Here is a 20,009-nt window from a genome sequence, read left to right as displayed (position 1 = left end):
CGTCTCCGATGTCGGAGCGGCCACCTACTATGCCCGGTAACCGTGCGGACTCGAGGAGCGGGTAGGGTTCCCGGGCCGTCGAGTGCCCTGTGCGGCGCTGGGACACGGGCGGGTCGTGAGCGGAACGGGGGGACGGAGTGAGGGTTTCGGGAACGGGCGTGCGCTCCGGCGGCCGAGCGCGGACGCGGGGTCCCTCGGCGACCGGTCCGCGGCCGCCCGAGCGGTCCGAACGGCCATCGGCGCCGGGCACACCGCATCTCAGGACGCGCGCGGGGCAGGGCGGGACGTTCCGGTTGCAACGCCTCGTCCTGCTGGAGATCGCGGCCGCCGTCCTGCTCGTCGGCTGGGTGAGCGGTCCCGTGGTGCTCGTCGTGGCGGCGGTGGTCGCCGCCCTGCTGGTGGCCCTCGCCTTCGTCCGCCGTCGCGGCCGCTCGCTTCCGCAGTGGCTGGCCACGGCACGGGAGCTGAAGACCCGTCGACGGTCGGCGGCGAAGCTGGAGATGCCTCCCGGGACGGAGCCGGGGTTCGGGCCCGCCGTGGAATGCGACCCCGGGCTGCGGACGTACGCCTACGGCGGCCGTGACCGGCGCCCCGTGGGGATCGTCGGGGACGGCACGTTCGTCACCGCCGTCCTCCAGGTGGAGGCGGACACGACCGCCATGCGGGCCGAGCGCGGCCGCCGGCCGCTGCCGCTCGCCCTGGTGCGGGACGCCCTCGAAGTGGACGGGATCCGGCTGGAGTCCGCACAGATCGTGCTGCACACCCAGCCCGCGCCCGCCCTGCACCTGCCCCCGCAGTCCGTGGCGGTGGCCAACTACGCCCCCTTGCAGGAACAGACCGGAGCGCCGGCGGTACGCATCACCTGGATCGCCCTGAAGCTGGATCCGGAGCTCTGTCCGGAGGCCGTCGCCGTCCGCGGCGGCGGCGCCGTCGGCGCGCAGAAATGCGTCGTGCGGGCGGTCGATCATCTCGCGAGCCGGCTGACCGGCGCCGGGTTCCGGGCGACCGTCCTCGACGAGGAGGAGCTGACGGCCGCCTTCGCCACGTCCGCCTGCGCCAACCCGCTGGTGACGGCCGAGGCCGGGCGGACGGGGACGGTGGAGCGGCGGACCGAGGAGACCAGCCGGAGCTGGCGCTGCGACAACCGCCGTCACACCACGTACTGGTTGCGCCGGTGGCCCGCGCTGGGCGGCGACGGCCCGTCGCTCCCGCAGTTCGTCGCCCTGGTCACGGCCGTCCCCGCGCTCGCCACCACGTTCAGCGTCACCCTCGCGCGCGGTGACCGGCAGGAGGTGTCGCTGTCCGGGCACGTGCGGGTGACGGGGCGCAGTGACGAGGAACTCGTGGCGGCCCGGCGGGCGGTGCAGGGCGCGGCCCGGCACACCGGCGCCGGGCTCGCCCGTCTCGACCGGGAGCAGGTGCCCGGCATGCTCGCGACGCTGCCGCTCGGAGGTGCCAGGTGACGGCGACGACGACCCAGGGAGCCGGCGCTTCCGGCGAACCGGAGCCGTCCGCCGGCCGGACCGGACGGCGCCGGCCGCGCAGCGGGTTCGGTCTGAGGGGGCCTCGGCACGGACGTCACTCGGTGTCCGCGGACCAACTGGCCGCGCTCGCCCTGCCCATCGGGGACGACGGTGTCGTCATCGGCGTAGGCGCCGAGGGCCGGCCCGCCGTCCTGGGGATCAACCGGCCCACGCCGTACGACGTCGTCCTGATCGGCGGGCTGTGGACCGCGCAGGTCCTCGCGCTCAGGACGGCGGCGACCGGGGCCCGGGTCGCCGTGGAGACGGGCCGGCCGCAGGCCTGGGTGCAGATGGTGCACGCGATGGGCGGCGGGCAGAACGGGCTTGCCGTGTACGAGGTCGGCCGGGTGCCCGCCCAGGGCGCTTCGGCGGGCACGCCGGTGCTGGTGGTGCGGGACTGCGGTATGCGCCCGCCGCGCGGCCGGGTCACCTCCGGGCCCTGGCAGTCCGTGCTGACGCTGCTGCCGTATCTCAGTCCGGTCGCCCCGCGGCTGGTCCGGCAGGCCCGGCTCGTCGGCGTCCAGCGGATCTCGCCGGACGAGGCCGCGGAACTGGGCCGCGCGTTGTCGCTGCCCCTCAGGGACGTGGAGGCGCTGCCCACGCTCGCCGACGGGTTCACCCTGTGGTGCGCCGACCGCGACCGGCAGTACGTGATGACGCAACCCACGGATGCGGAGATCGGGTTGCTGGGCACACCGAGACGGATGGACTGACGCTGCGGCTTCTCCCTTCACCTGTGCGGCACTTCGGGGGGTATGACCGTTTCGGCGAGTGATCTGAGGCGCGTATGCGGCCCTTTCGGGGGGTGCGTGACGTGGTGGACTGGTGCTGAGGGTGGGCGGGCCTGCCGAGGTGGGCCGTCTGATGATTAGGCTGGTACGGGGCGCGATACCGGAAACCATGGGGTGGACGTCGGCGTCTCCCGGGGGAAAGCCGCATCGGACGACGTCAGACGGCCTCGAACCATTCAAGGACGACAAGCGAACGGTCGCCCCGGCACGGCATGAGGGTGCTCGACCACACCAGGAGGAATTGTGAGCAGCGATCGGGACGGGATCCGCGGGGGCTGGGCCACACCCGGCGATGACCAGCCCGACGCGGAGTCCTCCGTCGAGGCGACGGGCGAGTTCACCATCGACTACGCGCCGCCGGCTTGGTACACGCAGAACACGGGCGGCGGTTCGAGCCCGGCACCCGGGGCGTCAGCCGGGCCGGCACCGGGAGTGACACCCGGAGCGGGGGCAGGCGCGGCAGCCGGCGCGGGGGCGACGAGTGCGCCCGGAGTACCGGTCGCTCCGCCCGCGGCGGACGCACCGCCCGCGCTGGAGGCCCCGTTCACGGCGGCCGCACCCCCGGCGCCGCCTGCGCCGGAGTCTGCGTTCACCTCGGCCGCACCCCCCGGATCGGAGGTCCCGTTCACCCCCGCCGCAGCCCCGGCAGCGCCTGCGCCGGAAACTCCGTTCACCCCGCCCGCGCCGCCCGCGCCGGACGGGGCCTTCCCCTTGGCCGCGCCGGGCGTGCCGGTCGCTCCGGTGGCGCCTCCGGTGGCGCCTCCGGTGCCTGCGACGCCACCCGCTCCGCCCGCCCCGGCGGCTCCCGCCGTGCCTCCCGGCGCGGGGTCGGGAGCCGTGCCGGGCCTTCCGGCGGGCAGCGGGTTCGAACCGCAGCCGCAGCCTCACCAGCAGCAGGCCGCGGCGCAGTGGGGAGCCCCGAGGGCTTCGGCAGGTGACGAGGAGAGCGGTTCCGGAAACGGGGACCTGGAGAGCGGTGCGACCATGCGCTTCTCCGCGGCCGCCCTCAAGCGGGAGATCGCGGAGCACGCCGCCGCGGTACAGCCCGAGCCCGGGACGCCCGCGGAGCCGGAGCCCGAGGCCGCGCATTCCACCTCGGCCGGTTCCGCGCCTTCGGAGGACGCGGATGCGCCGCACGCACCCGCCGATGAGGGCGTCACGGACGGCAGCGTGGGTACGACCGCCGCCGCCGATGCCGACGCCCACGCCGTTGCCGGTGCCGACGCCCACGCCGACGCCCACGCCGACGCCCACGCCGACGCCGAAGTCCTGACCGGCGGTTCGGCCGACGGCGGCACCGCACCGGGCGGGGAAGCCGTCTCCCCCGCTGCCGTGGACGACGAGTCGGCGGTGCAGGACGCCGACGCGGTGACCGGCCCGGCACCCGACGGCGCTGCCGTCGACGAGGGTGCCGCCCCGCAGAACGACCCCGCCGTCGAGGAGCCCTCGGACGCCGTCCCCACGGGTCCCGCGGCGCCGCAGGGCAACGTGCCCCAGGACGCTGTTCCCGCGGCGCAGCCCGCCTGGACCCCTCCGCCGGTCCCGCAGGGCGAACTGCCCCCGCTGCCGCCGTCGTACCAGCCCGCGGCCCCCGCACCGGCGGCCCAGTGGCCTGCACAGCCGCAGCCCGCCGATGCCGTGGCGCCCGCGCCCGGTGCCGTGCCCGCACAGCAGCCGCCCGGTCAGCCGCCCCTCCAGCCGCAGGCGGTCCCGCCCGCGCCGGTCGGCTGGAACCCGCCTGCCCCCGAGCCGGCGCCGGTCGCACCGCAGCCGGGCTACGGCTTCCCGCAGCCCCCCGCACCCGCCCCCGCAGCCCAGCAGCCTGCCGCTCCGCAGCCGGGTTACGGCTTCCCGCACGCCGGCGCATCCGCCTCCGCAGCCCAGCAGCCTCCCGCCCAGCAGCCTGCCGCTCCGCAGCCGGGTTACGGCTTCCCGCACCCCGGCGCCGATCCGGCCCCCGCGCCTCAGTCGCAACCGGCCCCTCCGGCACCCCAGCCGCCTGCCGACGCCCCCGCACCCGCACCCGCCGGTTACGGCTTCCCCCACCCCTCGGACGCACCGCCCGCCGCGGGCGGCTACGGCTTCCCCCAGCAGAACACGGGACCCGCAGCGCCGAACCCTGCGCCGCAACCGGCCCCTTCGGCTCCTCAGCCGCCCGCCGGCTACGGCTTCCCCCAGCCCACCGACGCACCTGCCGCCCCCGGCGGCTACGGCTTCCCCCAGCCCCCGGCACCCCAATCCCCGCAGGCCCCGCAGGCCCCGCAGCCTCACCCAGCGCATCCCGGCTTCCCGCAGCCGGGCGCGCCGCAGCAGGCGGACGGCCAGCCGTCGCCGGCGGTCTCCCAAGGGTTCCCGCAAGCAACCCCGCAGGGCTTCCCCGGGCAGCCGCCCCAGCCCCAGCCCCAGCCCCAGCCGCCGCATGCCGCTCAGGCACCGCCCGCCTCACATGCCCCGCACGCGGCCGTCCCCGACCCCTCGCAGGGCCCGCAGCCGCCCCAGCAGACCCAGCCGCCCGTCGACCCCCGCGCCGGGGCCGCCTGGCCGCAGCCGATCCAGCACGACCAGCGGCAGCCGGTCAACCCCGGCGCCGTGCCGCTGGGTTACACGGCCGCCGTCGAGCTGTCCTCCGACCGGCTGCTCAACAACAAGAGGCAGAAGGCGAAGAGCGGGCGGCCCGCCGCCGCCTCCTCCCGCTTCAAACTCGGCGGCAAGAAGGAGGAGGCCGAGCGGCAGCGCAAGCTGGAGTTGATCCGCACGCCGGTGCTGTCCTGCTACCGCATCGCCGTCATCAGCCTCAAGGGCGGCGTGGGCAAGACCACGACCACCACCGCGCTCGGCTCCACCCTCGCCACCGAACGCCAGGACAAGATCCTCGCGATCGACGCCAACCCGGACGCCGGCACGCTCGGCCGACGGGTGCGGCGCGAGACCGGGGCGACGATCCGTGACCTCGTCCAGGCGATCCCGTACCTCAACTCGTACATGGACATCCGGCGGTTCACCTCCCAGGCGCCGTCCGGCCTGGAGATCATCGCCAACGACGTCGACCCGGCCGTGTCCACGACGTTCAACGACGAGGACTACCGGCGCGCGATCGACGTGCTCGGCAACCAGTACCCGATCATCCTCACCGACTCGGGCACCGGCCTGCTCTACAGCGCCATGCGCGGGGTGCTCGACCTCGCCGACCAACTCATCATCATCTCCACCCCGTCCGTGGACGGTGCGAGCAGCGCCAGCACGACGCTGGACTGGCTGTCCGCGCACGGCTACGCCGAGCTGGTCTCACGGTCCATCACCGTCATCTCCGGGGTGCGCGAGACCGGCAAGATGATCAAGGTCGACGACATCGTGTCGCACTTCGAGACCCGCTGCCGCGGTGTCGTCGTCGTGCCGTTCGACGAGCATCTGGCCGCGGGCGCCGAGGTCGACCTCGACATGATGCGGCCGAAGGTCCGGGAGGCGTACTTCAACCTCACGGCGATGGTCGCGGAGGACTTCATCCGCCACCAGCAGCGCCAGGGCCTGTGGACCAGCGACGGCAACCCGCCGCCGGTGGCCGCCCCGCCGATGCCGGGCCAGCAGATGCCGGGCCAGCCGATGCCCGGTCAGCCCTATCCGCCGCAGGCGGGCCAGCCGTACCCGCAGGCCCCCCAGCCCGGCCCCGGGCAGCCGTACCCGCAGCAGGGACAGCCCGAGGGACAGCCGTATCCGCAGCCCCCGCAGCCGGGACAGCCGTATCCGCAGCAGCAGCCCCAGCCGGGGCAGGATCCGTACGCCCAGCCGCAGCCGCCGCAACAGCAGCAGCACCCGGGACATCCCCCGGCCGGTTATGGCTACCCGCAGCACCCCCAGGCTCCCCAGGCCCCTCAGCCAGGGCAGCCTCCGCAGCGGTGAGAAACGCCGAAGGGCGGCCGGTGTCCTGGGACACCGGCCGCCCTTCGGCGTTTCCCCGGCCGAACCGGGGCGGGACGGCTACCGCGCCGCCACCAGCTCCTTGCAGCGCTTCACGTCCTCGGCCATCTGCTCCAGCAGCCCGTCCAGCGACTCGAACTTCGCCTGGCCGCGCACGAAGGCGAGGAAGTCGACGGCCACGTGCAGGCCGTACAGATCGAGGCCGACACGGTCGATGGCGTACGCCTCCACCGTGCGCTCGGTGCCGTCGAACTGCGGGTTGGTGCCGACGGAGATCGCGGCCGGCATCGCCTCGCCGTTCACGTGCAGCCAGCCCGCGTAGACGCCGTCCGCCGGGATCGCGGTGTGGGGCAGGGTCTCGACGTTGGCGGTCGGGAAGCCGAGTTCCCGTCCCCGCTGCGCCCCGCGCACCACGACCCCCTCCACCCGGTGCGGGCGGCCGAGGATCTCCCCGGCGCCCGCGACATCGCCCTCGGCGACCAGCCGCCGGGTCAGTGTCGAGGAGAACGGCTGCCCGCCGCCCGCCTCACCGCACAGCACCAGGTCGACGACCTCGACGTCGAAGTCGTAGACCTTGCCCTGCTCGGCGAGGAACTCGACGTTGCCCGCCGCCTTGTGGCCGAAGCGGAAGTTGGGGCCCTCGACGACCGCCTTGGCGTGCAGCTTGTCCACCAGGACCTTGACCACGAAGTCCGCCGGGGACAGCTTCGAGAACTCCGTGGTGAAGGGCAGGATCAGCAGCGCGTCCACACCCAGCTCGGCCATCAGCTCGGCGCGGCGGTGGTGCGGGGCGAGCAGCGGCGGGTGGCTGCCCGGCCGGACGACCTCGCTGGGGTGCGGGTCGAAGGTGACGACGACGGCGGGAACGCCCAGTTCACGGGCGCGGTCCACGGCGTGCCGGATGATCAGCTGGTGTCCGCGGTGGACCCCGTCGTAGGAACCGATGGTGACGACGCTGCGTCCCCAGTCCTCGGGGATGTCCGCCAAGCCACGCCAGCGCTGCACTGTGACCGCTCCTCGAACCCGTGTCCGTATCTACATTGCCTGTTACGCAGGACTAAGGGTGCCATGCCGGGTGCTTCCGGCCCGCATCGGCATGGGGGCTGTGACCCGACCCACGTGAGACCGGCCACGTGAGACGGGCCACGTGGCACGAGCCGCGCCGGCGCCGCGCCATGGGAGCGGCGCGTCACGCGGGCACCCGGGTCCCCGCCAGGTTCTCGATCGTCCGGCGGGCGCTGGGTCCGACCACCGCCGCCCACTCCCCCGGCTCGTCCGTGAGCCAGTCGACCACCCGCGTGGCGAAGCCCGGGACGTGCCGGGCCAACTCGACCAGGCCTTGGTCGAAGCGGGTCGCGCCGTCGGTGGTGCGCACCAGCAGGAGGCCGGTGCGGTGCACGAGGACGCGCAGGTCCTCACCGGTGCGCCCGGCGGCCCCGTGCAGTACGGCGTCCAGGACCTCAGGGGCTCGTTCGTCGGTGAGCAGGTGCTCCAGCAGTTCGTCGCGCAGGGGGCGGGACTGCGCGGCGCCGGGGGCGGCCAGCACGCCGGCCAGCGCGGCCCGCAGCTGCTCCGGCCCGCCGTCCAGCAGTCCCGTGACCAGCGGCAGGAGGACGGCCCGGGCGGCGGGGCCGTGGTCGAGGCTCCGGTCGACGTACGCGGCCACCTGCCCGGCGGCCTCCGGTCGCCGCTCCACCGCCTCCCGGACGAGGGCGGCGACGCGCGGGGCCAGGGCGGGCGTGGTGACTTCGGCGAGGGCGCGCAGGACGCTGCCGGTGTCCGCGCGGTCGGGGCCGCGCAAACGGGACCGGAAGGCGTCCAGGACCGGCTCGGGGTGGGTGGCCAGGGCGGCGAGCAGCGCGCTCGGCGGCAGCTGCGGGTCCCCCGCCGTGAACCGCTCCAGCGCCTGCGGCAGGTGCCGGGAGCGAGTCTCCGGATCCCGGACCAGAAGGGCGAGCGCACCACCGTGCAGGGCGCGGTCGGCGGGCCGGGCCAGCAGGACGAGGGCCGCGCGGCGCAGCAACCGGTGGTCGGCGTCCGTCCGGATGTGCGGGGCGGCGCGCAGTCCGTACGTCATCGCCGCGACCCGCCGGGCCGGCCGCTCGTCGCGCGACCAGCGGCCGACGGCCCGGCACAGCGCGGTCGGCTCCTCCTCCGCCAGTACGGCGAGCAGTTCGTCGGCGCGGGGGTGCGCACGGTCGACGAGGGCCTCCGCGAGGTCGTCCAGCGCCCGGCGCCGGTGGGTGTGCAGCAGCGCCTGCGCCGCCGTCGCCACGGTGGCGTGCGGGGTCGCGGGCAGCGGTCGCTCGTCGTCGAACCACTCGGTCAGGCACCGCTGTACGACGGTGGGGTCGGCGGCGAGGAGCCCGGCGACGGCGTCGAGGTAGCGGGGCGCGTCCGCGTCGTGCGGGGCGCCGTCGGCGAGGACCAGACGGCGCAGCAGGTCGAGGCGGGCGTCGGCGGGAAGGGCGAGCCCGGTCCAGAACGCGGGACCGAAGTCCACGAACCGGCCGTGCGGCTGGGCCCCGGCGCCGATCAGGTCGGCCAGCAGGCGCAGGACGCCCGTGTACGGAGTCGCGTCCGGAACGCGCAGCAGGGTCTCGGTGAGCAGCCGAGCGGCCCACCAGGAGTCTGGGGCGGCGTCCAGCGCGTGGACCAACTCCCGCAGTCGCAGCGCGAGTCGGTGCGGGCCCTGCTGGCGGGCGAGCAGCAGCAGAGCCTGGACGACGGGACCGACCCGGTGGTGCGGGACGGGCAGCGGATGCCCCGCGTCCGGCGCGCGACGGCGGTGGACCAGGGCGCGCAGGGCCTCGTCCAGGTCGAGGTGGACGCCCTGGATCCAGTCGGCGAGTTCCTCGTGGGCGAAGCGGTAGCCGCGGCCCGCGGGCACGAGGAGGCCCACGGTGAGGACGGCGGACGCCCAGCCGGCACCGCCGCCCAGGCGGTCCGGCGCCGGCCCCCAGGGGAACACCGCCTCGAACGACGCCCGGTCCAGTTCGCCCTGGCCCGGGCCGAGACTGCGGCGGGCGGCCTCGTGCACCTGGCCGGCGACCTTCGCCGCGAGACGCCGTACGGCGGTGCCGCGCAGTCCGTTCTCGGCGGCGAGGCGGACCGCGACCCGCAGGCACATCAGGTCGAGGTACGCGGACAGGACATCGTCGCGGTCGACGGGCGCCGGGGTCCGCGGGCCGGGGAGGGCGGCCCAGACCTCGGCGAGGAGGCGGAGGGTGAGCGGGTGCCGGTCGTCGGGGGCGGCGAGCACGCCCTCGGGTACGCGGTAGCGGGCACGGGCCTCGCGCGCCTCCTCGTCGGTGAGGTCGCCGAGGCGGACACAGGGCGGGAGCGGGTCCCCGGCAGCCGTCGTCCCGTGGAGCAGCTCCGGCGGGAACTCCGCGCCGGCCCGCTCCCAGTACTCCCCCCGACACGCGATCACCAGCCGCGTGCCCGTCTCCCGCAGCCATGCGGCCGTGCCCTCGGTCCACTCGGCGAGCCGGTGCGCGAGGACCGGGGGCATCTCCTCCGGTCCGTCGAGGATCAGCAGCAGGGGCCTTCCGACGGCCCGGGCGAGGTGGGTGAGCCGTTCGGGGGTGACATCACCGAGGCCGCGGGGGCCGGACGCCCGGGACAGGGCGGACCCCTGCCCCGGCTCCGGCACAGCCACCGAACCCGCGGCCGAACCGGCGGCGGAGGCCGGGCCCGAGGCCGCCACGATGCGTGCCGCGCGGTGCAGCGCGCGGCGGGCCGCGTCGGCGAGCGAGTCGTCCCCGGCCCTGAGGTCGGCGCCGCGCAGCCACAGGGTGGGGGCCGGCCGGCCGCCCCGGTCGCGGCGCGCGACGAGGGCGGCGAGTTCCGTCGTACGGCCGCTGCCCGGTGCGCCGACGAGACCGAGGACGGCCGCCGGGCCGGCCTCGAAGGCGGCCAACTCCCTCGCGGGGACGACGCGTTGGATCGGCTGCGTGACAGCTGCCAAGGCACTGTTCGCGGTGCGGCCGAAGTGGCCGGACAGCGCTCCGGGCGGGCCGTCCGAGCCGACGGACGTGGCCGTGAGCTCGAGCAGAGCGGCCAGGTTGAGGTCCGCGCCGTAGGCGGGCACGGTGGCCGCGTTTCGCGCGAGCAGCTCGGCCAGCGGACCGTGGGCCGAGATCCCCGCACCCGCACCCGCACCCGCAGGAGCCTCGCCCGCTCCCCCGAACGGCGCCGTCGTCCACACCGCGTCGCTCACGTGGCCGCCCGGTGACAGAGCCGTCGAGTGGTCGCCGGGTGGCGGCATGGCGTCGGGCCGTGGGAGGGCATCGACCGCCGGACCGGCTTCGGTCGGCGGGGCGCCGGGTCGCAACGGCACCGCGAAGCCGACGTCGCGGTGGCCGGACCGCAGCGCGGTGCCGAGGACGGCGACGACCGCGCCCGTCTCGGCGTCGAGGACCGGTCCCCCGGCCGCGCCACCGCCCAGCCGCAGGGCGTCGCGGCCGGCCGTGCCGATCGCCAGCTCCAGGGCGCCGTCGAGGACGTGGCAGCGGTCCGTCGCCGTGTACGTCACCGCCGTCTCGGCCAGCACCCGTGCCTCGCGCCAGCAACCGGCGGCGAGCCGGACGTACCGGCCGGTCTCGACACCGTCCCGCACGGTCACCGGCAGCGGGACCCCGCCGAGACCCTCGGTGCGCACGAGGGCCAGGTCGAGTTCCGGCAGGGGGGTCACCGCATCGTCGGTCACCACGCAGCTGCGGTCGCCGGTCGCGTACAGGACGAGCCGGGGCAGGCCGTCGACCGCCTCGTGACTGGTGACGACCGTGCCGTGGTGGTCCGCGAGGAACCCGGTGCCGCGCGGCCGGCCGGCGAGGTCGCGGATCCGGACGAGCGAGGGATGGGCGTCAGCGGCGAGGTCCGGGGCGGGGTCCGCGGCCCGGGCATCCGGGGCCTGCGGCGGAGGCAGGGGATCCCGGGGGCCCGGGGGATCCGCCGGGCGGTTCCCGCCCGCGCCCCGCAAGGGGTCGTGCCGCGGTGTCCGCGGGCCTCGTCCCGCCATCGTCGTCCCTCCCGCCACGCCCGCGTGCCCTGTGTCCGACGGTAGGGGCGGGATGATCAGCGGGACAGTTCACGGAGCGAAAGCGCCCCCCTGCACTCCCTCGGTTCACTCCGAGCGCCTGCCCGGACGGGTGAATGAACGGGGGTCACCGGATACACCCTAGGGGTGGGGGAACCGAGGGGGGACCGTGGAGCGGCGGCGCAGCACGACCCCGTGTCCGCCGCTCCACGGGCAGCAGGCGACGCGCTCGGCGCCGCTCAGCCGAACACGGCCAGGCTCTTCGCCTTGCCCTTCTGCTCCTCGACCAGGGCCAGGAACCGGCCCTCGGGGTCGAACACGGCCACGGCGCCCGCGCCCGCGTACTCGGCGGGCATCTCCAGGCGCACGCCGTTGGTGAGCAGCTGGGCCCGCTTGGCGTCCACGTTCCAGCGGGGGAACGCGGCGGTGGCCGCCTCGGCGATCGGCATCACGCCGAACTCCTGCTGGAGCTGGTCGAGCGTCTTCGCCGAGTCCAGCTTGTAGGGGCCGACGCGGGTACGGCGCAGGGCGGTGAGGTGGCCGCCGACGCCGAGACCGGCGCCCAGGTCGCGGGCGAGGGCCCGGATGTAGGTGCCGGAGGAGCAGACCACGGACACGACCAGGTCCAGGACCGGGGTGCCGTCCTCGGCCACGGCGTCCCGGACGTCGTACACCGAGAAGGAGGAGACGGTCACCGGGCGGGCCGGGATCTCGAACTCCTCGCCGTCGCGGGCGCGCTTGTAGGAGCGGACCCCGTTGATCTTGATGGCGCTGACCTTGGACGGCACCTGCATGATGTCGCCGCTCAGTTCGGCGATGCCGGCGTCGATCGCGTCCCGGGTGACCTTCGAGGCGTCCGTGGACCCCGTGATCTCGCCCTCCGCGTCGTCCGTCAGGGTCGTCTGGCCGAGCCGGACGGTGCCCAGGTACTCCTTCTCGGTGAGCGCCAGGTGCCCGAGGAGTTTCGTCGCCTTCTCGATGCCGAGGACGAGGACGCCCGTCGCCATCGGGTCGAGCGTGCCGGCGTGACCGACGCGGCGGGTCTTGGCGATCCCCCGCATCTTGGCCACGACGTCGTGCGAAGTGAAGCCCGACGGCTTGTCGACGATGACAAGGCCGTCGGGCGGGGTCTGCTTGCGGTTCATCAGGCGGAGTCGTCCGTCTCGTCCTCGTCACCGGGCTTCCGGTACGGATCGGCGTCGCCGGCGTACCCGGCGCCCGCGGACACCTCGCGGACCTTCTCGTCGGCGGCACGAGCCTTGTCGAGGAGGTCGTCGATGGTCCGGGCGTTGTCCGGCAGGGCGTCGGCGACGAAGGCGAGCGTCGGCGTGAACTTCACGCCGGACGCACGCCCCACCTCGGAGCGCAGGACGCCCTTGGCGCTCTCCAGGCCGGCGGCGGCCGCCGCCCGCTCCTCGTCGTCCCCGTACACCGTGTAGAAGACCGTGGCCTCCCTGAGGTCACCCGTGACCCGGGTGTCCGTGATGGTGACGTGGGAGCCGAGCCGCGGGTCCTTGATCCCGCGCTGCAGCTTCTGGGCCACCACCTGCTGGATGAGGTCCGCCAGCCTCTTGGCGCGCGCGTTGTCGGCCACTGGTCCGTCTCCCGTTCTTTCTTCTTCTCGTGTGTTCTGTGGTCGGTCAGTCGTCTTCGCCGTGGAAGCGGCGTCTGACCGACAGCAGCTCCACTTCGGGGCGGCCGGCGACCAGCCGTTCGCACCGGTCCAGTACATCGGTCAGATGCTCCGCGTCACCGGAGACCACGGCGAGACCGATCCTGGTCCTGCGATGGAGGTCCTGATCGTCCACCTCGGCCGCGCTCACCGCGAACTTGCGCTGGAGCTCGGCGACGATCGGACGGACGACGGAGCGCTTCTCCTTCAGCGACCGTACGTCGCCGAGGAGGAGGTCGAAGGACAGAGTCCCCACGTACATGTGTAACCGGTTCACCCGCCGGTACGGGATAGATGGCCCTGCCCGTCCATGGGACAGGGTCATCAAGAACGGTACAACGATCCTGGCGGTGGCTCGACGGGGTTTTCCCTCGCTCATGCGTCCGCCGGACGCCGTACCGGCCGGCGGGGAACGATCCCCCGCCGGCCGGTACGAACCATGGGTGCTTACACCCGCGGCTTCTCCCGCATCTCGTACGTCGCGATGACGTCGTCGATCTTGATGTCGTTGAAGTTTCCGAGGTTGATACCGCCCTCGTAGCCTTCGCGGATCTCGGTGACGTCGTCCTTGAAGCGACGCAGGCCCTCGATGTTGAGGCTCTCCGCGATGACCTTGCCGTCGCGGATGAGGCGCGCCTTGGTGTTGCGCTTGACCTCGCCCGAGCGGACCAGGACACCGGCGATGTTGCCCAGCTTGGACGACTTGAAGATCTCGCGGATCTCCGCCGTGCCGAGCTCGACCTCCTCGTACTCCGGCTTCAGCATGCCCTTCAGGGCCGCCTCGATCTCCTCGATCGCCTGGTAGATGACCGAGTAGTACCGGACGTCCACGCCCTCGCGCTCGGCCATCTGCGCCGCGCGGCCTGCCGCACGGACGTTGAAGCCGATGACGATGGCGTCCGAGCCCATGGCCAGGTCGATGTCCGACTCCGTGACCGCACCGACGCCGCGGTGCAGGACGCGGATGTCGACCTCTTCGCCGACGTCCAGCTGGAGCAGCGAGGACTCGAGAGCCTCCACCGAACCGGAAGCGTCACCCTTGATGATCAGGTTCAGCTGCTGCACCTCGCCGGCCTTCAGGGCGGCGTCCAGGTTCTCCAGGGAGAACCTGCGCGTCCGCTTGGCGAAGGCGGCGTTGCGCTCGCGGGCGGCACGCTTCTCGGCGATCTGGCGGGCGGTGCGGTCCTCGTCGACGACGAGGAAGTTGTCGCCCGCACCCGGGACGTTGGTCAGGCCCAGGACCTGGACCGGCGTCGACGGGCCGGCCTCGGCGACGTTGTTGCCGTTGTCGTCGAGCATGGCGCGCACACGACCGTAGGCGTCGCCCACGACCATCGTGTCGCCGACCCGCAGCGTGCCTCGCTGGACGAGGACCGTCGCCACGGCACCGCGGCCGCGGTCGAGACGGGACTCGATCGAGATGCCCTGCGCGTCCTGGCTGGGGTTGGCCCGCAGGTCGAGCGAGGCGTCGGCCGTGAGAATCACGGCCTCCAGCAGCGAGTCGATGTTCAGACCCTGCTTGGCGGAGATGTCGACGAACATCGTGTCGCCGCCGTACTCCTCGGCCACCAGACCGAACTCGGTCAGCTGACCGCGCACCTTGGTCGGGTCGGCACCCTCGACGTCGATCTTGTTGACCGCGACGACGATCGGGACCTCGGCCGCCTTGGCGTGGTTGAGCGCCTCGACCGTCTGCGGCATGACGCCGTCGTTGGCCGCGACGACCAGGATCGCGATGTCGGTCGACTTCGCACCACGGGCACGCATGGCGGTGAACGCCTCGTGACCCGGGGTGTCGATGAAGGTGATCTTGCGCTCTTCTTCGTTGACCTCGGTCGCGACCTGGTAGGCACCGATGTGCTGGGTGATGCCGCCGGCCTCGCCCGCGATGACGTTGGTCTTGCGGATCGCGTCGAGCAGTCGGGTCTTGCCGTGGTCGACGTGACCCATGACGGTGACGACCGGCGGACGGACCACCAGGTCTTCCTCGTCGCCCTCGTCCTCGCCGAACTCGATGTCGAAGGACTCGAGCAGCTCGCGGTCCTCCTCCTCGGGGCTGACGATCTGGATCGTGTAGTTCATCTCGCCGGCGAGGACCTCGAGGGTCGCGTCGGAGACGGACTGCGTGGCCGTGACCATCTCGCCGAGGTTCATCATCACCGCGACGAGCGACGCCGGGTTGGCGTTGATCTTCTCGGCGAAGTCGGTGAGGGACGCACCGCGCGACAGGCGAATGGTCTCGCCGTTGCCGCGAGGCAGCATCACGCCGCCGACCGACGGGGCCTGCATGGCCTCGTACTCCTGGCGCCTCTGCCGCTTCGACTTGCGACCGCGACGCGCGGGACCGCCGGGACGACCGAAGGCGCCCTGCGTGCCACCACGGCCACCGGGACCGCCGGGACGACCGCCGAATCCGGGACGGCCACCGCCGCCACCGAAGCCGCCGCCACCGCCGGGGCCACCGCCACCGGGACGACCGGCGAAACCGCCGCCGCCACCGGGACGGGCACCGCCGCCGGGACCGGCCGGACGGCCTGCGAAGCCGCCGCCACCGGGACGACCGCCGCCGCCGGGACGACCCGCACCGCCGCCGCCGCCCGGACCGCGGCCACCGGGGCCACCGCCGGGACGCGGGCCGGCAGCGGGACGCTGCGGCATCATGCCGGGGTTGGGACGCGGGCCGCCGCCGGGACGGGGACCGCCGGGGCCTGCGCCCTGCGGGCGGGGCATGCCGCCCGGAGACGGACGCGCGCCGCCCGGAGACTGCGGACGAGGACCGCCGCCCTGGCCACCGGCACCCTGCGGACGGGGGCCTGCGCCGGGAGCGCCACCGGGGCCGCCGGGACGCGGGGCGCCCTGCGGACGGGGCGCCTGCGGGCGCGCCATGCCGGCGTTGCCGCCGGAGGTGAAGGGGTTGTTGCCCGGACGCGGACCCGAGGGACGGGCACCGCCCGGACGCGGAGCACCGGCGCCACCGGGGCGCGGCCCCTGAGCGGCGGCCGGACGCTGGCCGCGGTCACCGCGGTCGCCACGGTCACCGCGGTCGCCACGGTCCTGACCGGGCGCGGGGCGGCCGGCGGGGCGAGGCGCGCCGGGGCGCGGGCCCTGGGAGGCCGGCCGCGGGGCGGACGACTGGGCCGGAGCGGCGGGGGCGGCCGGAGCAGCCGGCGGAGCGGTGAACTCCGGGGCGGCCGGGGCCGGACGCGGCGCGGGCTTGGGGCCCGGCGTCGGACGCGGGCCGGAGGCCGCCGGCGCGGGGGCCGACGAGGCGGCAGGGGCGGCGGGAGCCGCCGGAGCCTCGGGCGTCTGCGCCGCGGGAGGCTTGGGGGCGGCCGGCCGAGGTGCGGCCGGGCCCGGACGGGCCGACTGCGCCGGGGAGGGCGCGCCGGGCCTGGGGGCTGCCTTGCGGGGGGCGGGCTTGCCGCCGCCCTGGAAGGCGTCTGTCAGTTTGCGGACAACGGGCGCTTCGATGGTCGAAGACGCCGAACGGACGAATTCACCGAGTTCCTGGAGCTTGGCCATGACGGCCTTGCTCTCCACCCCGAACTCCTTGGCGAGTTCGTATACCCGGACCTTAGCCACTTCGCTCCTTTTAGGTCCGGGTGTGTCCGGACCGTCGCTACTTCATGGGCGTACTCATCGCGTGCTCATCGAGTGCTCATCGCAATCTCGACCTACTTCCAACTCGCGGGGTACCAGAGCCGCACGGAGGTTCCGTGCGACGCCTTCTTACGGTGTTGCCTGTTCGGCAACGGTCGCCTGCTCGACGTACTGGCGCAACGCCTTTGTGTCGAGCGCTCCCGGGGCTCGCAACGCCCTCGTGAACGCCCGGCGGCGTACCGCCTGGTCGAGACAGACCGGGGCGGGGTGCAGATACGCACCCCGGCCGGGCAGCGTACCGCGTGGATCGGGGACGCATGCATCCTTGATCGCCACGATGCGCAGCAGCTCCGTCTTGGCCGCCCGCTCCCGGCACCCCACACAGGTGCGTTCAGGGCATACTCCGGCGTGCGTCCGGCCAGACACTGTTAAGTCTACCTCCCCGCGGCGTCCTCACCCCTCGGGGTCAGGATTCGAACGATTGCCGCGTTACATCTGTCGTGATCTGAGCCCCGGCAGGCCGAGATCTATTCCCCTGCGGCCCGGCGTCGCTCGGTGACCTGCGCGCTCGGCTACTCGGTGGGCTGTTCGACGTCCGGACGGATGTCGATGCGCCAGCCGGTCAGCCGGGCGGCGAGCCGGGCGTTCTGCCCTTCCTTGCCGATCGCCAGCGACAGCTGGTAGTCCGGCACCGTCACGCGCGCGGAGCGGGCACCGAGATCGACGACCTCGACCTTGGAGACCCGGGCCGGGGACAGCGCGTTCGCCACCATCTCGGCCGGGTCGTCCGACCAGTCGACGATGTCGATCTTCTCGCCGTTCAACTCGCCCATCACGTTGCGCACCCGGCCGCCCATGGGGCCGATGCAGGCGCCCTTGGCGTTCAGACCCGAACGGGTGGACCTGACGGCGATCTTCGTGCGGTGACCGGCCTCGCGTGCGATGGCGGCGATCTCGACCGAACCGTCGGCGATCTCCGGCACCTCCAGGGCGAAGAGCTTCTTCACCAGGTTGGGGTGGGTGCGCGAGAGCGTCACGGACGGCCCGCGCATGCCCTTCGCCACCCGGACCACGTACGACCGCAGGCGCATGCCGTGCGGATACGTCTCGCCGGGGACCTGCTCCTGCACCGGCAGGATGGCCTCCAGCTTGCCGATGTCCACCAGCACGTTCTTCGGGTCGCGGCCCTGCTGGACCACGCCGGTGACGATGTCGCCCTCACGGCCGGCGTACTCGCCGAGGGTCGCGTCGTCCTCGGCGTCGCGCAGGCGCTGGAGGATCACCTGCTTGGCCGTGGTGGCGGCGATGCGGCCGAAGTCGGACGGGGTGTCGTCGAACGGGCGGGGCTCCTGCCCCTCCTCGAGGTCCTCGGGGTCCTCCTTCGCCCACACGGTCACATGTCCGGTCTCCCGGTTGAGCTCCACGCGCGCGTGACGGCGGCTTCCCTCGGTGCGGTGGTAGGCGATGAGGAGGGCCGACTCGATCGCCTCGACCAGCAGGTCGAAGGAGATCTCCTTCTCCCGCACCAAGCCCCGCAGGGCACTCATGTCGATGTCCACGGCTACGCCTCCTCTTCCATCTCGTTCTCGTCGTTCTCGTCGTTCTCGTCGTTCGGGTCGTTCTGGTCGTTCTCGGCGTGCCGGTCGCTCTTGTCCTTGCGGTTGAACTCGACCTGCACGCGGGCCTTGTCGATGTCGCCGAAGGAGAGTCTGCGGGCGGTGGCCTTGCGGCCCTTCACACCGGGGACCTCGAGATCCAGTCCCTCGTCGTCGACCGTCAGGATCCTGGCGACCAGCTCGTCGCCCCCGGTCAGCTGGAACCGCACCAGCCGGTCGACGGCGCGTACGTAGTGGCGGTGCTCGGTGAGCGCGCGCTCCGCGCCCGGGGTGCCGACCTCGAGGGTGTACTCGCCCTCGCCCATCGCGTCCGTCTCGTCGAGCTTCGCCGAGAGCGCGCGGCTCACATCGGCGATCTGGTCCAGGTCCGCTCCGGAGTCGGAGTCGACGACGACGCTCAGCACCCGCTTGCGCCCCACGGAGTCCACGGTGATCTCTTCCAGATCCAGGCCCTGGGAGGCGACGAGCGGTTCCAGGAGCTCTCGCAGCCTCTCGCTCTGGGTGGTGCTCATCCGGGTGACTCCTCGGCCGCGTGTGCTGTTGTGGGATGGGGCGCGTGTCTGGTCAAAGGGTATCCGGTCGCAGGGTGTGTTGCCGTCCACCTGCGCACGGAGGGTGGCGGCCCTTCGCGGAGCGGTGCCGCTGACCGGTGCGGGGCGGCCGCGCGGGTACGGTGATCACGGGCCCGCCGCCCACCAGGACGCCAGTTCCGTACGAGTATCCCCGAGGACGCCTGCCGTGCCGTTGCCCCTCCCCTCGCGCACCCCCTCGGGGCCGCGCAGAAGATCCCTGCTCGCGTCGGCCGCGGGGGCCGCGCTGCTCGTGGGCTGCTCGTCCGGTACGGAGGAGTCCGAGGAGCGGGCGGGCGGCAGCCCGTCGGCCGTCGAGCGGGCACGCGCGCGTGCGGCCCGGGACAGCGGCGCCCTGGTGGCCAGGTACGACGCCGTGCTCGCCGTCCATCCGGCGCTGGCGGGGCGGCTGGAGCCGCTGCGGGCGGAGGCCGTACGGCACGTCGAGGCCTTCGGAGGCGCCGGAAAGGCGTCGCCCTCCGCCACGGGTTCCGCCACCGGCTCCCCCGCCTCCCCCGACGCTTCGTCGACGAGCACCGCCTCGGCTCCGCCGGCCGATCCCTCGGCCGTGCCGTCCGCCGTGCCGATCGTCGACACGGACGCGCTCGCCGGGCTGGCCGCGGCCGAGCGGGCGCTCGCCGACCGCAGGGCGACGGAGCTGCTGGACGTCCCGGGCGAGCTGGCCCGGTTGCTGGCCTCGGTCGCGGCGGCCGGCGCGGCGCACGCCTATCTGCTGACGGAGGAGACGCGATGAGCGAGGCCACGAGCGCGGAGCTGACGGCACTCCAGGCGGCGCTGGCCGCCGAACACGCCGCCGTGTACGGGTACGGGGTCGTCGGCGGGCGGATCCGCGACGGGCGGAGCGCCGAGGCACGTGCGGCCTACGACGCGCACCGGGCGCGCCGGGACGCGCTGGTGCGCGAGGTGCGCGACCTGGGCGCCGAGCCGGTCGCCGCGAACGCCGGGTACGCGTTGCCGTTCCCGGTGCCGGACTCCGCGGCGGCGGTCCGGCTGGCGACCGAGCTGGAGGAACGTGTGGCCGGGGTGTACTCCGACCTGGTACGGGCAGCCGGGGACGCACGGCGCCGGGAGGCCGCGGTCGCGCTGCGGGACGCTGCGGTCCGTGCCGTGCGCTGGCGCGGCGGGAGCGTAGCCTTCCCTGGTCTCGCCGAGCGGACCGGTACGGATCCGGACACGGGCTCGGCGTCCGTACCGGCAGCGGCCACGCCTCCGGCGGCGGCAGCGCCCTCGGGCACACCGGCGGCTTGACCCGGAGCAGGAA

Annotated in this window: 14 protein-coding genes and 1 pseudogene; 6 read left to right on the top strand and 9 right to left on the bottom strand. The window is 74.3% G+C overall.

Features of this window, described 5'->3' with window-relative positions; translation table 11 throughout:
* Nucleotides 1–158 precede the first annotated feature (158 nt).
* From eccE to QF030_RS30025, 4 genes and pseudogenes are all read left to right on the top strand, one after another.
* On the top strand, nt 159–1,463 hold the full coding sequence (gene eccE, locus QF030_RS30035; protein ID WP_373428925.1) for a type VII secretion protein EccE: 1,305 nt from the start codon (nt 159–161) through the stop codon (nt 1,461–1,463).
* A complete protein-coding gene (locus QF030_RS30030; protein WP_373428828.1) occupies nt 1,460–2,236 on the top strand; it encodes a hypothetical protein in 777 nt (258 codons plus the stop codon). Before eccE ends, QF030_RS30030 begins: the two co-directional genes overlap by 4 nt.
* A 321-nt stretch (nt 2,237–2,557) precedes the next feature.
* Nucleotides 2,558–2,686 (top strand): annotated as a pseudogene (locus tag QF030_RS40780) (SCO5717 family growth-regulating ATPase); the annotation flags it as partial.
* Nucleotides 2,687–3,298: 612 nt separating this feature from the next.
* Nucleotides 3,299–6,211, top strand: a complete 2,913-nt coding sequence (locus tag QF030_RS30025) for an AAA family ATPase (protein ID WP_444875801.1) — start codon at nt 3,299–3,301, stop codon at nt 6,209–6,211.
* Between the two features lie 78 nt (nt 6,212–6,289).
* Here QF030_RS30025 and QF030_RS30020 read toward each other — a convergent pair whose 3' ends face one another.
* The 9 genes from QF030_RS30020 to rimP all read right to left on the bottom strand — a co-directional run bounded on the left by QF030_RS30020 (nt 6,290) and on the right by rimP (nt 18,670).
* Entirely contained in the window at nt 6,290–7,234 is a 945-nt protein-coding gene (locus tag QF030_RS30020) for a bifunctional riboflavin kinase/FAD synthetase (RefSeq protein WP_307165698.1), read from the bottom strand.
* 184 nt (nt 7,235–7,418) lie between these two features.
* Nucleotides 7,419–11,252, bottom strand: coding sequence for a trypsin-like peptidase domain-containing protein (locus QF030_RS30015; RefSeq protein ID WP_307165697.1), 3,834 nt, complete (start codon nt 11,250–11,252; stop codon nt 7,419–7,421).
* 257 nt (nt 11,253–11,509) lie between these two features.
* Complete coding sequence (truB, locus tag QF030_RS30010) at nt 11,510–12,415, bottom strand: tRNA pseudouridine(55) synthase TruB (RefSeq protein WP_307165696.1); 906 nt, start codon at nt 12,413–12,415, stop codon at nt 11,510–11,512.
* Nucleotides 12,415–12,864, bottom strand: a complete 450-nt coding sequence (gene rbfA / locus QF030_RS30005) for a 30S ribosome-binding factor RbfA (protein ID WP_307165695.1) — start codon at nt 12,862–12,864, stop codon at nt 12,415–12,417. The genes truB and rbfA overlap by 1 nt, the downstream gene beginning before the upstream one ends.
* A gap of 46 nt (nt 12,865–12,910) precedes the next feature.
* Nucleotides 12,911–13,204 carry a DUF503 domain-containing protein gene (locus QF030_RS30000; protein ID WP_307165694.1) on the bottom strand — a complete coding sequence of 98 codons (294 nt, stop codon included), beginning with the start codon at nt 13,202–13,204 and terminating at the stop codon, nt 12,911–12,913.
* 185 nt (nt 13,205–13,389) lie between these two features.
* Complete coding sequence (gene infB / locus QF030_RS29995; RefSeq protein WP_307165693.1) at nt 13,390–16,524, bottom strand: translation initiation factor IF-2; 3,135 nt, start codon at nt 16,522–16,524, stop codon at nt 13,390–13,392.
* Nucleotides 16,525–16,671: 147 nt separating this feature from the next.
* Nucleotides 16,672–16,968 (bottom strand): YlxR family protein, encoded by a 297-nt coding sequence (locus QF030_RS29990; protein ID WP_307165692.1) that lies wholly within the window; start codon nt 16,966–16,968, stop codon nt 16,672–16,674.
* A 146-nt stretch (nt 16,969–17,114) separates the two neighbouring features.
* On the bottom strand, nt 17,115–18,101 hold the full coding sequence (gene nusA, locus QF030_RS29985) for a transcription termination factor NusA (protein ID WP_307165691.1): 987 nt from the start codon (nt 18,099–18,101) through the stop codon (nt 17,115–17,117).
* Between the two features lie 2 nt (nt 18,102–18,103).
* Nucleotides 18,104–18,670: a ribosome maturation factor RimP gene (rimP, locus tag QF030_RS29980; RefSeq protein ID WP_307165690.1), complete on the bottom strand. Its 567-nt coding sequence runs from the start codon at nt 18,668–18,670 to the stop codon at nt 18,104–18,106.
* A gap of 226 nt (nt 18,671–18,896) precedes the next feature.
* Here rimP and QF030_RS29975 point away from each other — a divergent pair, with 226 nt between their 5' ends.
* Nucleotides 18,897–19,481 (top strand): hypothetical protein, encoded by a 585-nt coding sequence (locus tag QF030_RS29975; protein WP_307165689.1) that lies wholly within the window; start codon nt 18,897–18,899, stop codon nt 19,479–19,481.
* A complete protein-coding gene (locus tag QF030_RS29970; protein ID WP_307165688.1) occupies nt 19,478–19,996 on the top strand; it encodes a ferritin-like domain-containing protein in 519 nt (172 codons plus the stop codon). The genes QF030_RS29975 and QF030_RS29970 overlap by 4 nt, the downstream gene beginning before the upstream one ends.
* The last annotated feature ends 13 nt before the right edge of the window (nt 19,997–20,009 follow it).

The sequence above is a fragment of the Streptomyces rishiriensis genome (genome assembly GCF_030815485.1).
In the GTDB taxonomy this organism is placed as follows: Bacteria; Actinomycetota; Actinomycetes; order Streptomycetales; family Streptomycetaceae; genus Streptomyces; species Streptomyces rishiriensis_A.
This window is presented reverse-complemented; position numbering and strand designations above follow the sequence as displayed.